Source organism: Lutibacter holmesii (assembly GCF_042679665.1).
GTDB classification, from domain to species: Bacteria; Bacteroidota; Bacteroidia; order Flavobacteriales; family Flavobacteriaceae; genus Lutibacter; species Lutibacter holmesii.
The window spans coordinates 227446-243240 of the sequence record NZ_JBHTMV010000002.1; the positions used below are offsets into that span (position 1 = coordinate 227446).

Here is a 15795-nt window from a genome sequence, read left to right on the forward strand (position 1 = left end):
ATTACTCCAATCTACTTAATTCATTATTTACAATTTTTAATGACTTCTTAGCTTCACCTTTAAATTCTTTATTGAAATTTTTCTCAAGTTCATCTTTCATTTCATTTAAAGTTGTCTCTTGTAAATCATATCTACCCTTAATTGATCTTAGTATTTTAGAAGAAATTATATGATCTAATGCATTTGCATCATCACCCTCTAACGCTTTAAATACTGGTATAAATGTTTTTACTTGCTTTTGTAATCTATTACCCCAACCAATTCCAAATTTGCCACATATATTTTTGAAGTTTCCTTCAAGATAATTTAAAGCTCTATGGTTTTTATTCCACTTTTGTGAACTTGTAAAATTGATAAACTCCTTATTTGGAATTGTAACTTTTGATAAATCAACATTTTTGATCTCAAACTCTTCGATATTTATTGGCATTTCCAAAATATTTGCTCTGTCATAGGTTTTTGGTGCAAACTGTAAAGTGGTTTCGTCATGATTTGCAGTACCAATAAACCATACATTTTGTGGTACTTTAAGACCGATACCACCCTCTTCAAGATCAAACATTAATCTCGGTTTATCTTTTACTTTATCACTAATAGTCAAAACTTGTTTTTCAAGATTTGTTTCTTCCATTATAGACAGCATATCTGCAAAATAATGTTCAGGATGGGAAAGATTCATCTCATCAAGAATGATAAAAAAAGGTTTGTCTTTATATTTTGGCGTACCTGCCATATATAGTAATTTCAGGAATTTTCCTTCGTAATATTTTTTTTCAAAAGTGTTGTAATAGCCGATTAAATCTTGTCTATCTTTCCAGCCTGATTGAACTTCTACAATACCAAAATTGCCACCTACTGCTTTTGCAAATGCTTTTGGCAAACTAGTTTTTCCAGTACCACTTATTCCTTGTAATATAGAAAACCTACTCATTGATAGCCCTGCAATAAATGAACGAATTGTATTCTCGTCATAGAATAATCTATTTTCGGTAACTTGTGCAATTGCTTGTTGAATTTCTTTTATCCAACCTTTATTTATATTATTTTGAATCAGGTTTTCAGGTTGCAATTTGTATTTATCGTCCATTTCTGAACAAGAAACAAAGGTTATTTTATCTTCTGTTTGCCGTGTCAATTCACTAACTTCTTCTTTGAGTTCTTCTAGGGCAGATTGCTGTAATTTTATTCTTTGTTCCAGTTCCTCTTTTTGGAACTCAAGCCTTTCTTTTTCTCCTATTTGTAATTTTTGATTTTCGTATCTAGATTTATATTCATTTAATTGAGAATTAATATCTCTTAGTCTATTCTGCCAATCATTTTTCTCTTTTTGCAATTTTTTAAGATCATCAATTTTTAGGATATCTGGGCTTGTAGCCAATCTTTCTTGTAGCTCAAATATTTCTTTCTCTTTACTCCTTAATTCTGAAATAACATCCTTAGCTTTATAATCACCCAAATATTTCAATTCATCATTTAATGATTTAAGTTCATTACCTAAAGCCTTATTCTTATCCTTTAAATTCTGTAATTGTTGATTTACACCTTCAATTTCTTGTTCTACTTTATTTCTTGCCTTATCAGTCAGAAATTTTTTATCATCTTCAAAATCTTCAACTTCGTAACTAAGTTGCTTTTCTTTTCGTGCCAAAAGTCTTTTTTGTTCATCAATATCTTTTGAAAGAAGATGAAGTTCATTTTCTTTTGAAGTGAATTTTTCTTGATAAATCTTCTCTAATCTCTTGCTTTTTTCAGTAAATTTTAGATGATATTCTTTTTCAACATCGAGTTTTTTTGTTTCAATCTCTGCTAAGGCAGAAATGTATTCAGAATGTTTACTATTTAATTCAGCAATTTTATTAAGTAATGTTTTTTCTTGTTCCTTTAGCTTTTCTTGATAATGGTCTAAAAGTTTTTTATCTATAACACTTGACCAAACTCCTTCAACTCTTAGTTGATTTATTTCCGTTAATTCTTCATTGTATTTGTCCAGTGTTTTATTTAGTTCAGTCTTTAATTTTTCATTTTCAGACTTTTCATTTTCTAAAACTTTCTTTTCACTATCTAATTTCTCTTTCAACTTTTCGTAGTCACTTTTTCTTCTTTCAAGAACTTTTTCAATTGCAAGTGCTTTATGGTACAATTCCTGAGCAGACTTATATGAAGCTTCAGTTGTCGTTTTGACCTCTTCTTTTTTAACTTCCTTTATTTCAACTTCCGAGATAGAATTGTCAACAATAACTTTATCCAAGTTACTTTCTAAATTCTCTGCTACTTCTTTTGGCTCATCGGCTTTTTTTTGCTGAGTCTTGGGTTGATTTTTTTTCTGATTGCTCTGTTGCTTATTCCTATTCTTTTTATTTCTTCTTGCCATGATAATTTATCTTTTACTTTTGCAATAGCAAATGTATTCCCAATATATGCAGTCGGTCTGCATTATTAATTATTTACGAAAATTTGTATAATCTCCTCAATGTCTTTTCGCATCGTTTTTACATCTTCAAAATATTTGTCAATTTCTTTATCTGGTATTTCGATATATTTATGACCTACCTTATTTCTGCTTTCAGCAATATTTTCAATGCATATCGCAGAGTTGCTTTTAGCTTTCAATATTTGATAAATTGGAATTTCATTATTATAAAAAGAAGCCATAACCGAAGCTATAAATAAAGCCCGTAACGAAGCACGATCAGGGTTTCGCAATGCATTGTAAACATCCTTAAATTCATGATGATACCAATTAGGAATCTCAGCATTTGTATTAATCTGTTTAATTTTTGCTATTATTTCATCTTTGTATGCATGAAAACGAGCTCCATTATATGTTTGACTACTAATTACATCGTCATAGTCACCCTTAAATTTTTCAAAGATTATTTTGAAAAAAGTTTCTAAAATAATCTGACTTTTCCTAAACGAATTCTTTAAATGTGTAGCATCCTTGTGCAGCTCATAGAACTTGATATCAAAAAAATATTCCTTAATAGCTAAATATAGATTTGAGTATTCTGTTTTAAGAGTAAAATCAAATTTTTGATCTATTTCTTTTTCTAGTTCTTTGTCAAACAGACGCATAAATTCAGAAAATTTATTCTTCTCTTCCTCCTCAATATTATAAACCAAATTGTGAATTACTACTTTTAAAGTGTCATTTTCCTTCTTTGCTTGTAAAACAATATTTCTCAACCAATATGCGTCATCATAAATATTAAAAGGATCTGAGACTTCAATATTATCTTCTTGTCTATTGTTTTGCTCAGAAGAAATCCACATAGCACAATATAGTAAATCAGGCTGTTCACCAATGTAACTGACTGCATTGGGCACTTCCTTTATGTCATTTTTAGAATCTGGTGTATATTTTTTAATTACTTCATTTAGCGTATCTAAAATTTTTTCCGAATCTGGTTTTCTAATCTTTTTTAAATCGATATTACCTGGCTTAATCAATTCATAATGAAAACTATCCTTCTTACCTTTTGTGCCACTAATTAATTGCCCTTTTTCTAACCAAACATTTTCTTGAAAATTATCAAAAGGTAAAACAATTGGATACAATTCTTGTGTAAAAACATCTTGAAAAACATATCGAATGTCTTTTTTTAAATCTTCTGCGTTATTAAACCAAGAAAAGGTTCCTTCAATAAGTTCTTTCCCCTTATTGGAAATGTCCATTGTGTTTATATCAATTAGTCCTTTGTTAGCTAATTCAGCGGCTATTGTTTTAACTAAAACAATGTCAAGACTTAACCATTCAGAAATTTTATCAAATGAAAAATTCCCTTTATTTAGAATTGAAAGGATATATTTTTGAAATATATTTAGCTTTAAATCGTCAATTACTGGTGCATAAATCTTATGAGCCAATACCGGATAAACAACTAATTCTTTTTTGAGATTGCTGTTCAAAGTTTTATTTGAGAAAAACTTTATCTGTATATTTCTATTATCAAATACTAAGGCCATAATCTGTATTTATTAGTTCTTTATAAAAAGCATAAAGTCCAAAAATGTGTTCTTCTGCCTGTTGTATTTTAAACATCTCTTCATCACCAACTGTTATTAGTAGCTTTTTAGCTCTACTCATGGCAACATTTAATCGATTAAATGATGTTAAAAAACCATATTTCTTCCTGATATCTAAATGACTTTTAATATGAATCGTGTTTGACCTAACTAGAGAAAGTATTACCACATCAAATTCTTTACCCTGAAATGCGTCTACTGAACCAATCCTAAAGCGCTCTTCAGCTTTCATTGTTTTTTGATAGGGTTTTGTTATAACATATTCTCCACTTTCATTTTTCTCTGTCATTCCTAATTTTTCAGATTCACTGAATAATTCTTCAACCTGTCTACTGTAAAACGTTATAATTCCTAAAGACATAGATGGGTCACTGTCTAGAATCTCTTTTGCTCTACGAATGGCCTCTTTTGCCTCGATTGGACGAAATGTGCTTCCGCTTTGTTTTTTTTCTTCTCCTTTAATGTTTGGGATGTTTATACTGACTGCTACTTTTTCTTGATATTGATGGATATTATGAGTTAATTTTTCTGCTGGAGTACCTGAATTAATCTTTGGGTCACCATATTTTTCATAGAAAGTCTTACTAATGAAGTCTCCAATTACAGGATGCATTCTATACTGAGTATTAAGTGTAACCACCCTTTGAATCCCATCTTTTTCGTTTAGCTTTTTTAAAATATTATAAAAGCGCTCAAACAAGCTGTCTTTAAGGAATTTAGAAACATCTTTAGCTGCTAACTCATCTTCTTCTAATTCTTTTTGGATGGCATTATCAACAATGTGGGGAAGTTGTCTATGGTCACCAACTAATACTATTCTTCTTTTTGCAGAAGTTAATGGAATTAGTAAATCTAGTGGATTTGCCCTTGCCGCTTCATCTACTATTACAGTATCAAATGGGTCAGGCTTAATAGCTGTCATTTTTTTACCTTTACTACCTTGAACAGTAGAAGCTGCTAGTGCAACATAATTCTGAATGGTTTCTTTAACTCTATCTTTGTTACTATGTAAATCATTTTGGAATTCAGAAAGCACAGAATATACAGAGCCATTAGATTGAATTTTCTGAGCAAAAAAGTCAATTGATTTTTTAAAAGCGCTTTCAATTTTAGCGTTTGAAAGTTTAATGGTTTCATTGATATTAACAGATTTAAGAGAGTCTATCAATCCTAATTTGAGATCACTTAACTTTGCAAAGTCATCTGCCATAAGTTTTTCAGGTATTAAATATTCTTCTATTTCTTCAATTATATTTGTGTCAATTTTTGGTAATTCATTTTGGTATCTTTTATAACTTCTTAAAAACCGATTCAAATTCATTTCTCCATCATCACTGTAACTGACATTATCAGTTCTAATGTTTCTTAAATTCTCGATTACTTTGTTGAGTATTGTACTATCCGTTTTTAATTCTTCTCTTGATAGGTTACTAATATCTTCAATAATGTCATCTGGTAAGGTTGAAATATTTTCTTTGCGAATTCTTAGTAAATCATTTTTCGCTTTTTCTTGATTCAATGTTTTAATATATGATAGGTAAGAAGCGATAATATCATTATAAATTAACTCGGATTTATTGGGCTCAATTCCGTTTTGAATTGCTTCTACTTTTTCCGTTTGTTTTATTATCCACTTATCTATTACATCAATTGATTGATGTTGTGTATTACTAAATTTTATGGCAGGTAATCCAAGAACCTCTGTACGTGCTGCCATATTTTCGACAGCATCATGTTGAAATGCAGTTAGTAATATATTCATTTCTGGAGCATCACCATTGTCTTTGTATATTTCAGTTAATCTTTTAGCTAATGCACTAATAACTTTAGTTTTTCCAGTTCCTGGAGGACCCTGTATAATTGTAATGTCTGGTGAGTTTAAAGCAACATCTAAGGCAAGTTCTTGCATCTCATTTGGTCCAAACTTACCAAATTCATCTTTTACCTTTGATGTTAATGGTTTAATCCTTCTTCTAGATACAGAATCATAATCAACTCCTTCAAGAACTGCAGATAGGACCGGCATTGGAGCAGAATTATTTCGAATTACATTCAATGCATCTGTTCTTCTTTTATTCGCTATTACATCACCTAATGGTGATAAACTTGCATAACATAAATTGACTTCTGTAGTATCAATTCCTTTTTCACTTTCAGTAATAAGGTGATTATTATGTTTCTCTAATAGTTTTAATATGATTCTATTTTTGGATCTATTTTCATTTGAATAGAAATCTGGAAACACTTGCGTTTTATTTAATACGATATAAGAACCAGATTGGATATTCAACCAATTACTTGTATTATCATTTCTATCAAAAACTAATTTGTATTTATTTTTTGTTATTCTTTTTGTTTTAGTTATCGTAAGAAACCCTCTTTTCTTTACTTCTTTAATGCTATTTTCCTTTTCTTTTTCCTGATAACTTTCCCAAGTTTTTATATATCGTTCAGTTGAGTCAATTCTATTTAATTTTAATTCTGTGGTTTGTCTTAGTGTTGCTGTATTTGAGATGTCTTTTATTTGAATATCTCCTTTAAGCAGAAAGGTAGGGTTAAAGCGATTATTCCATTTTAATATTCTTGTAATCTCAAACTTCTCATTATCATTTTTCTTTACATCAATTGCTATCGACTTGCCAAATATTCTAAATCCATTTACTCCTGGAGAGTTATCAAGAAGTATTTGCGTTCTCCCTCCATCTTCAATAATTAACTCATAGGAAAGCCAATCAGTATTAATAGTAGCCCAATTAATTTTCTTTTTGAACTGTCTTACTTGTTTAAATCTATTTTCAATGTCATCAATGATAATATCTGTTAAACATATTTCCAAACCTTCATCTAGCGAAATTATATTAGTTAAAAGTTTGGCCTTTATTTCAGCTTTATTGCTTTTGGATGTAACTAGTAATGTAATTTTATTACTATGAGCAATTCGTTCCAGTTCTTTATTATCTTCTGCTGTTATCCCTTCAACCTCAATTCTATCTTTATCAACTACCAACCAATACGCATCTTGTGAATAATTAATTTCTACAGGTGTATTTTTATTATATTTAAATGATTCTCCAGTAATTAAGGGTTTAATATTCAAATTAATCTCATCCTTTTTACCTTTAAATATGTTATGTATTTTCATATTGAGTATTTTTTAAGCTTTAAGATTCTTTGATATTTATTTAGATCATCAAAGAACAAGACAAAATCACCAGTTAGATTTACTTTTATCTCGTTTGAAATATCAACATCCTTTCTGTATTTCTTATTTGAAATAATTGAAACACATTTCAGATCAATTCCTTTTAAATACACTGAATCGCATTCAAGTTTAATTTTAAACAATTGTCTAAATGAAGAATTTAGTAAGAAGTCATTTTCATTAAAAACCAAATATTTATTGGGAGTTAGTATTTTTGTACTTAAAACTCCTCCTATATTTTGAACGTACTCAAGACTTATTGAGAATTCATCTTTTAATTCATCTTTCATTTTCTTAATCAAAGGATGAATACGAGCCATACCGACAAATTCCTTTTGTTCTTTACAAAATGGACATATTAAATTTTTCGAAAAGAAGAAATTTTGATTACAAGATTTATTATGACATTCAATGACTGCATCTAAAGCACCTGATAATACTTCACTCCACTTGAAAGAACTTGTTCTTTTTAATTTTTGAGAAATTCCTTTTTCAAATGTTTGTTGAAAGGCTTTCATCATTCTCTTTGAAATAGTTAATGATGTAGGAATTCCACTACTTGCAATATTTAGGTTATTTGAGCTGTGACTTACCCAAGGAATCTCTCCAAAATAGGCTTTCTCTTCTAATTCAGGTTCACCTTCATTTACATAATCACCAATAAATGGATGATTTAAAGTAAGTAGCTGATATGCGATTATAGCGAAAGAGAAATCATCTGTATAAGTATCATAACCGCTAATTGCGGAATGGTAATCTGTTTGAATAATTTCAGGTGCAGCATAACCTGGTGTATAGACCGCTGTTCCAACTTTAGAATCATGTGTAATATTGTCTGAATCAATAAAAAATATTTCAGAATACTCTTTATCGTTCGACACAAAAATATTACTTAGCGAAAAATCTCCATAAACTAATCCTCTTGAATGTAATTTGGATAAAGTATCTGCAATTCGTTTTAATATTAAAATACGCTTTTCAAGACCTCCTGTTTCAAGCCACCATAATGTAAACTCTTTTTCATTATCTGGTTTAATTAAACTTTCAACCGAAATCATATCAGTAGCCATTTCCATAATATACCCTAACGCATCTCCTTCAACTTGTTCTAAAGGAATAGAAATAGGTAAGTCATCTATTGGTCTGGTTTTGATATATGAAATTTTCCGTTTAAGTAATTGAGACTTAGAGCTTGTTTTTTTTCCAATTAATTTAAATGCATATTTTCCACCTTTAATTGAAAAAACCCTGCCTTGGCCTCCTCTGCCAATTTCTTTTTCAATAGTATAATTTGCTCCAGAACTTGTTCCTGTAATTATCTTTTCTTTTCCCATGCTATACAAATTGTTTTATCATCAGTATGGAACTTTGTTGGCCAATTTTCCAAAAGTTGATTCAAATAATTCTTTCTTTTATTTCTCTTAAGTTTTAGCATTTCTAGTATTAATGAATCTGCAAAATCATCTTCTTTATTTTCTACTAAATCTTCAGAAATCCCATCCGATGTGACTAAAAGAACGAAATCGTTAGTATCATAATTAATACTCTTAATATTCCAATCGCTGTATGATTTGGAACTTCCAAGCGATTTTGTGAAATTATACTCATCGGAAGACTTAACTAATACTGTTTCCCCTTTTGATTTTAGTAATAATAAACCATCTCCAAGCTGTCCTAATAAAATTTTTTTTTCAGGTTTGTCGATGTAAGCAAATAAGCAAGTAGTTAAACAATCTTTCTTTTCGAAATCAGAATCACCAATTAAAAGATTCCAATAAAAGTGAATTAATTGTAAAAGAACCTTGTGATCTTTTTTTATTAATTTTCTCCATTGGTTTACTGCTTTTTCTACTGAAACAACAGCTTTTCTTGCTCCGTAATCACTATTCTTTGAAGAACCTAAACCATCAGCTACAACAAAAAGATTAAAATATTTTTTATTTATTATACCCAGAGCATCTTGAAGTTTCTCTTTTTTGGGACCTTTAATTATTGCAGAGTGAATATTCATAGATTAAAATTCAAAATCATCAAGGTTTTCATCTGAATCATCAAAACTTACACTTACAGGTTGGTTAGGATTGACGCTTTTTGCTCTTTGCGAAACACTCATGGTTACAAAACGAAAGAATTTCTTTATATCTCTGGCTTGTACAGCTTCAAAAACATCTAATTCAGAATCTCCTAAAAATTGTTTTAATACAATTTTCCCATCTTGTCCTGCCCCAATTGACATTGCAATTCTAAATGCCTTAGAAGCTCTAGGTGATGATAATAATTCATTTAATGAATCTTCCCAATTATCAGTTGGTATTCCGTCAGATAGCAAAACAAGAGTAGGAGCATATGACCTACTTGGAATTATTATTTTATCTTCTAAAAGAGTTTTTGTTACCTCAAATGCTTTTCCCATTGGAGTTGTTCCATTTGCAGATAAGTCAACCCAATTTATCTCATTTGCTTTTGCAAAGTTGATGTGTGGCATAACATCTCCACCAAATGTTATTACAGAAAAGTGTATTTCAGCTCTCAATGAGTTCTCTTCTTTCAGAGAGTCTATCATTTCCCTCATCGCATTATTTAAAATACCTATCTTATTGTCACTTGCCATACTTCCACTAACATCAGCTAGAATTATAACTGGTAATGGTCTTGCTTTTTGAATAATTAAATCATTTAAATTTTCCATATAATTAATTTTTTTTAATAAAAACATTACAAATTAAATGTCTACTGGTGCACTCTATCTGCATTAAATTGATTAAGGCATAAAAGGGTGGAAAAAATAGCTCTTTTGTTTTTTTTAGGATAGGCTTGATTTTATCGAAAAAAACAAATGAGCTATTTGTACGCGGACTTTTAAATTTCGTTTCTCTTTTAATATTATTACTCGGTTTCAGGTTTTGAGTATTGACGGATCGAATATGCGTAGTGCGGGGTTTCAAAGCTATTCGCTATCAAACTGCTATTACTTTTTTTACTTCTTGTATCCAATCATTTAGTATGTTTTGTTCAAATATATCAAAGGTCTTGTCAAAGGCTTCCTCAAAATTCTCAGAAGTTACGAAATCAGAACTTGTGATTTTTAATAAAGTAATCCAAACAATTCCAGGATACTTACTTGTTGACTTCGCTCGGTTATTAGGCTTACGTTTGAAACATTTAAAATTCAACATTTTATTAAAGTAATCCTCTTTAATTGATTGCAACTCATCAAATTTTTCTTCATTATTGACTGCACCAAAGCAAAACTTCACATCTAAACTTTCTTCAAACAGAAAGAATTCTATCGCAAAGAATACATTATTATCTCTCCAAGAGTTAAATTCTGGATTTGTGAAGACATTTTCAATATCTTTTGGTAAGAATCGGACAAGTCCTTTTTCCTTAGGAGATAACAATGAGTATTTCTCGTGATTCTCAATTTTGTCTTTTACGTATTTAAAATTCTTTGAACTATGAATTACTGGTTTCTTACTTACAATAAAATCTATTGCTTCTTTATGTTTTTTATATATCTCAAGAGCTAGTTGTGATAATTCATTTTCATCATTCATAAAATTTCGTTTATAATTTTCAATATAAAAACCAATAAAATCTTTTACTTTACTATCAAGAGAAGGTATATCTAAAAGCAAGTTTGAAATAATACCAACTAATGAGTCATATGTTATATTTTCATACCCAAGATTTATTTCTTCATCAGAAAGTAATTGTTGATGTTTTGTCAGAAAAACAAAAAACGTATCATAGCCTTTTTCAGACCATTCTAAACCTACAATTTCTGCGTACCTAATTAGCTGATTATTACCTGAGCGTCCTGCATTAATTTTATTCTCAATACATATTACAAATTGCTCTTCATGATTAACTAATAAAATATCAACATTATCACGTTCTCTATAAACTCGGGTTTTACTTAAATCCTTTATTTGTAGCTTTATCTTTTTATTATCTGGAATCTGGTCTAATTCCATTATAAATCTTTTCAACACGTAATCATCTGAAGCATGAGAACCTAAAGGATTCAATAGCCATGAAATAAAATTTGAGTGTCTAAGTTCATACTCTTCGACATTGAGAACTTCAAATGGATTAAATGCGCGAAGTTCAAAATCAATTCTATCAAGGTTTGAAGATTCTTCGAGAAGGAAATCTTTTACTTTTTTATTTAAATTATCATTCATAATATTCATTTCTCGTGACTCTCAACTTTCTTGCCTCACTATCATAGCACCTAACGAGTTTTTAAATGATTTGTGCGACTGGAAAATCGGAGACTTTTCGGACGTAGCAAATCGTTAGTTGGATGTTTGTCGTTTTATATTTAGTTTAAATGTGAGCAAGAATTTTATGAGTTGTTGGCAACTGGTTTTTTTTCATAAATCAGCCTTTTTCCATAAGATTCGATTGAACCTTTTCCTCTTTGGAAACATTCGGACAATAATTCAAGGTCATTCGTGTATTCCATAGCTTTTTCTAATAATTCTTTCTCATAGTCATTCCAATTTTCATATGCTCTAAAATACCTAACTCTTGAATTTATCGTATGCTGAGATAAATCCTCTGTTTTAAGAATTCCAATTTCGTTTATTTTACTCTTTAATTGTTCAACTGCTTTATCTGTCAAATTATTGAATTTTTCTTGTTTGAAAAATTCAATATCTTGCCAAGGTTGCGGTTTTTTCTCCTTTTTTACTTTTCCGTGAAGAGAAAATCCATTTTCTATCAAATAGTGTTTGAAAAATTTATGTAAGTCTTGTTTAGTATAATAACCAAAATATTTTCCATAAAGATCGTTTGAGTTCAAAATAGGAAAGTCAAATTGTTTAGATTTTAAAAAGAAATGAGTCAATCGACTGTATGTTGGATTATATTCAATGCTTTGAAATAATTTAATTGTCTTTTTAATTTCTTCTGTGGTAATATTTAATTCAATAGTTTGAGTTTTGTTTTCTGATTTACTTTCAGTTGAAATATTAATTCTTTCTAATTCAGAAATTGCTTTTTCCAATGCTCGAATGACATCTCTTTCATTTAAGACGCTGTCATTTTCTATCAATTCTCCAGTTTGTGGAGAACAGCCAGACGCTAGAGCTTCTAAAATTTCTATTGTTCTTCTAATTTTCATTTTTTTCTTTTTCATTTTGTTTAAACTAGTTGCCAACGACTTTTGGTATGGAAAGTTGCGTTTTTGGAAACGTAATTTTCCGTTGTATAAATTTCGTTATTTATATTTTGGAAACATTCTATTTAATTCAATTTAGCAATTTTTTATACCAGTTGTTAGCTGTAGTTTATATCATTCTTTTGTGCCATTTTCCTATGAAACTAATTAAATCCAAAACAGATAGTTTCATTAAATATGTATGATATGCAAAATCAGTCAAAGACATTTGTTTAAATCTATTTATTTTTCTTAAATCAGTGTATGGGTAATATTTAATCAATTGTTCATATGTGAAAAATTCAGTTTTCGCGTGACCTATAGCATTTCTTATTTGACTATTTAATAAAAATCTATAATAATTTTTTAAATAAGGGTATTGTTCAATTACTTGTTTTTTAAGTCCATTATTAAGGTTGTAAAATTGATTCAGGGTGTTACAGTTCGAAATACCTGAAAAATTGTTTTCATCTCGATTGCTAGAGTAATTAGAAAATCCAATGTAAAGGATGGAAGATCTAGCTAATAATTCAAAAGAATCTTTATAATTGTCTTTTAAGTCGTCGAATGAAAATGTCGTAATTCCAAATTTATCTTCAAATTCCTCTGCAAACCCAATATAGCTTAATCCAATTACAGGAACATATGATGGAGTGTTTTTTATAAATTGCACAAGTAATTTACAAGCGTTTACAAATTCTCGTCCCACATCAAAAAATTGATTTAAAGTATTTTTTAATCTTACTAAATTTTCTTTATCGTTTTGACAACGATTAATTGTATTTCGAAATAATAATCTTATCGTGTAACTATCCTCATAGTTTTTAGGAATTGTATTTAATATGAAATATTTGAAAATCTCACTTATGATAAAATAGCAACTATTAATATCTTCACTAAAGTTTTTCTTTAATTCTGGAATATGATTTCCAAAATGATTTTTAGACTCTGATATAACTAAATTCCATTTTTTATTTTGAAAAAGCATTATAATATTTTCTAAATGATCAATATTGGCATCTCTAAAATCTGCAAAAGCAAGATATTTACCTTGAAATAAAGCAATTTTTTTATAAGGAAGAATACTTCCTAGTGCCATAAATGGATTTAGAGTAATTCCAGTAGAACCTCCAATTGATTCTGTCGATTGTTTCGGAATTGGTAATTCAGTAGAAAGAGGAATCACAGGTACATCTCTAGGTAGGCTTTCTTCATCAGTGTGTTCTGCATTATCAAAACTTAAATTAACGTTTGGTGCTACCTGTGTTAGTTCACCTTTAAATAAACTACCACATCCTGGACAACCAATTCGGACTTGTACTTTTTCAAGATAACCAGCTTGTACTTTTACTAATGATTTAAAGTTACATATTTTACATTGAATTGGGAATCTAAATGTCATTTTTTATCTTTATTACAGCTAACTCGTTATATCTAAATATATACTAACATTTACAGGAATTCATTCTAGGATAAAACAAGTTATACTACCACTTATTAAAACCTTCAAACAAACGAAACACAAATTTTACAATTACGTTTATCACACAAATAAAACATGATAAACCAAAAAGTATATATTTAATGTATCTCTAAAAATAAATGTTGATCATTTAGCAATTTTTCAACAGCATAAAAATAAAATTATCTCCTAAAATAAAAGGTGATAATTGTCAGAACATAATTTCATTTTACAAAATCAACATAATTTACGGAATAACCCTAAAAAAGTAAGGTAATACCTTTTCTATTCAAAATAAGTAGCAAATTGAAGTCTAAATATAAACCCAAAAAGGCATTTTAAAATTCACAAAACAATCAATATTTCTTTAAATATTAATGAGTTTATTTGTGGTTTTTTTGTGAAAAAAGTAAAAATTTTTGTGCTTTTTTTGTGCAAGTAACTTTTTTAAGAAAAATAAAAATGTCTAAAAACAAAAATAACTCACTGAAAATCAGTGAGTTATTGTGTGATGGCAGAAGGATTCGAACCTTCGACCGCCTGCTTAGAAGGCAAGTTTTTAATTTTTGTATTAAGTTGATTATTAGTGTATTAACTGTTTTAACTTGCTTTTTGCGTACTGTTTGCGTACTGACTTGTGAAAAAATACGGCTTTACTATCTTATAATTTTGGTGTGGATTTACGTGCTGAAGCACAAAACCAGACCTTCCTTTTTTAAAGTTTGTTTGCACCCATTCACTTGAAGGCGAATAAGCAGGGTAATTCATATAATCAAAATCATCTGAAGTACAATAATCAAATAACATTTGGTGGCTATCGCCTTTACTAAATTCAATGTAATCTGCTTTTTTGTAAATACCATTTTGTTTTAAATACTGATCAATTTTTTCAATTTGCTTTGGATCCAGGTGTGGTTTAAAACCAAATTTTAATGCGTGTGAATCTTTTCCGTGCGAAATTACAAAACAATGATCGCCACAAAAGTAATGATTTATAAATTTACGGTGATTTACAACGGTAACATTTTTATATTTTAATTCAACAATATTTTTAAACGCTGCATTAATTACATAACCAAACGCGCCGGCGTGATTATCTTCACAAATATTATGCACTTCAATTTCACTATAATAATGCACCAAAGCATCAATTAACAACACTTTAAATTTTAAACCAACATCAAACATTTGTTGATTGTCCATATTTTGTGGTAATTTATGACCTTTGCGAACCGTTTCACCATCCCAACCATCAACAAAATCACCTAATTCATCAATAATTAGTTTGTTGCCTTGTTGCTCACTAACAATAAACGCAACTGTTTCATTTAAATGCTGTAACAATTCTTCTTCATCCCATTTACCGCCGTACAAAGCAAAACCATCTTTGTTTGGTGTCATTCCAATATGTGCATCAGTATAAATTAAACGATCAACCAACGGCGATTCCATTTTTTTTGGTTGTGGCAATTTAATTGGTTGAATGTATTTTTTTACGGCGTTGGCAATATAATCTTCAGTTAAATCTTTTGAAATTTCAATATTTTCTTTAAATAAAATGTTAAAAAAAGGTGTTCCTGTGTGGCTTACTAATTTATAACTTTTTACATCGTTGCGCGGTAATTTGTAAAACTCGCAATATTCATCAATATCCATCATTTCACCGGTTTTAAAATTCCAGGCGCTTAACACAAACGGATTTGCATCTGTTTTTTTTGATGTTGATTTTTTACGTTTTGAAATTTTTCGCGGTGCAGTTTCAACAGCATTTATACGTTTAAAATTATCACTTAAACCACGCCTAAATGTTTGAAAGGAAGTTTTTACAGCGTGTTTTTTATGTAATATTTCAGCTACTTTTGTAATGCTTTTCTTTTTTTGCGAACCATAAATTTGAAGCGCTTCGTTTAAATAAATACTGTAATCCACTTTCATAAC

General features: G+C 29.3%; 10 protein-coding genes. All 10 read right to left on the bottom strand.

The genetic code is table 11. From position 1 onward, the window contains the following. Position 1 precedes the first annotated feature (1 nt). Entirely contained in the window at positions 2 to 2371 is a 2370-nt protein-coding gene (locus ACFQ5N_RS02085) for an AAA family ATPase (protein ID WP_386807313.1), read from the bottom strand. Between the two features lie 65 nt (positions 2372 to 2436). Then, on the bottom strand, positions 2437 to 3966 hold the full coding sequence (locus ACFQ5N_RS02090) for a hypothetical protein (RefSeq protein WP_386807314.1): 1530 nt from the start codon (positions 3964 to 3966) through the stop codon (positions 2437 to 2439). Further along, positions 3950 to 7168 carry a DEAD/DEAH box helicase gene (locus ACFQ5N_RS02095; protein ID WP_386807315.1) on the bottom strand — a complete coding sequence of 1073 codons (3219 nt, stop codon included), beginning with the start codon at positions 7166 to 7168 and terminating at the stop codon, positions 3950 to 3952. Before ACFQ5N_RS02095 ends, ACFQ5N_RS02090 begins: the two co-directional genes overlap by 17 nt. After that, positions 7165 to 8562 carry a protein kinase domain-containing protein gene (locus tag ACFQ5N_RS02100; protein WP_386807316.1) on the bottom strand — a complete coding sequence of 466 codons (1398 nt, stop codon included), beginning with the start codon at positions 8560 to 8562 and terminating at the stop codon, positions 7165 to 7167. Before ACFQ5N_RS02100 ends, ACFQ5N_RS02095 begins: the two co-directional genes overlap by 4 nt. Further along, entirely contained in the window at positions 8544 to 9239 is a 696-nt protein-coding gene (locus ACFQ5N_RS02105; protein WP_386807317.1) for a protein phosphatase 2C domain-containing protein, read from the bottom strand. Before ACFQ5N_RS02105 ends, ACFQ5N_RS02100 begins: the two co-directional genes overlap by 19 nt. A gap of 3 nt (positions 9240 to 9242) precedes the next feature. Then, positions 9243 to 9917: a vWA domain-containing protein gene (locus ACFQ5N_RS02110; RefSeq protein ID WP_386807318.1), complete on the bottom strand. Its 675-nt coding sequence runs from the start codon at positions 9915 to 9917 to the stop codon at positions 9243 to 9245. Between the two features lie 268 nt (positions 9918 to 10185). Further along, positions 10186 to 11415 carry a PDDEXK-like family protein gene (locus ACFQ5N_RS02115; protein WP_386807319.1) on the bottom strand — a complete coding sequence of 410 codons (1230 nt, stop codon included), beginning with the start codon at positions 11413 to 11415 and terminating at the stop codon, positions 10186 to 10188. A gap of 164 nt (positions 11416 to 11579) precedes the next feature. Further along, a complete protein-coding gene (locus ACFQ5N_RS02120) occupies positions 11580 to 12374 on the bottom strand; it encodes a hypothetical protein (protein WP_386807320.1) in 795 nt (264 codons plus the stop codon). Between the two features lie 151 nt (positions 12375 to 12525). Further along, a complete protein-coding gene (locus ACFQ5N_RS02125; RefSeq protein WP_386807321.1) occupies positions 12526 to 13797 on the bottom strand; it encodes a hypothetical protein in 1272 nt (423 codons plus the stop codon). Between the two features lie 660 nt (positions 13798 to 14457). Continuing rightward, positions 14458 to 15792, bottom strand: a complete 1335-nt coding sequence (locus tag ACFQ5N_RS02130; protein ID WP_386807322.1) for a hypothetical protein — start codon at positions 15790 to 15792, stop codon at positions 14458 to 14460. Positions 15793 to 15795: the final 3 nt, after the last annotated feature.

Bases quoted from the DNA above. Each gene is read 5' to 3' on its own strand.
- ACFQ5N_RS02085 (WP_386807313.1), bottom strand. From the start codon at position 2,371: ATGGCAAGAAGAAATAAAAAGAATAGGAATAAGCAACAGAGCAATCAG.
- ACFQ5N_RS02125 (WP_386807321.1), bottom strand. From the start codon at position 13,797: ATGACATTTAGATTCCCAATTCAATGTAAAATATGTAACTTTAAATCA.
- ACFQ5N_RS02120 (WP_386807320.1), bottom strand. From the start codon at position 12,374: ATGAAAAAGAAAAAAATGAAAATTAGAAGAACAATAGAAATTTTAGAA.
- ACFQ5N_RS02095 (WP_386807315.1), bottom strand. From the start codon at position 7,168: ATGAAAATACATAACATATTTAAAGGTAAAAAGGATGAGATTAATTTG.
- ACFQ5N_RS02130 (WP_386807322.1), bottom strand. From the start codon at position 15,792: ATGAAAGTGGATTACAGTATTTATTTAAACGAAGCGCTTCAAATTTAT.
- ACFQ5N_RS02100 (WP_386807316.1), bottom strand. From the start codon at position 8,562: ATGGGAAAAGAAAAGATAATTACAGGAACAAGTTCTGGAGCAAATTAT.
- ACFQ5N_RS02115 (WP_386807319.1), bottom strand. From the start codon at position 11,415: ATGAATGATAATTTAAATAAAAAAGTAAAAGATTTCCTTCTCGAAGAA.
- ACFQ5N_RS02090 (WP_386807314.1), bottom strand. From the start codon at position 3,966: ATGGCCTTAGTATTTGATAATAGAAATATACAGATAAAGTTTTTCTCA.
- ACFQ5N_RS02110 (WP_386807318.1), bottom strand. From the start codon at position 9,917: ATGGAAAATTTAAATGATTTAATTATTCAAAAAGCAAGACCATTACCA.
- ACFQ5N_RS02105 (WP_386807317.1), bottom strand. From the start codon at position 9,239: ATGAATATTCACTCTGCAATAATTAAAGGTCCCAAAAAAGAGAAACTT.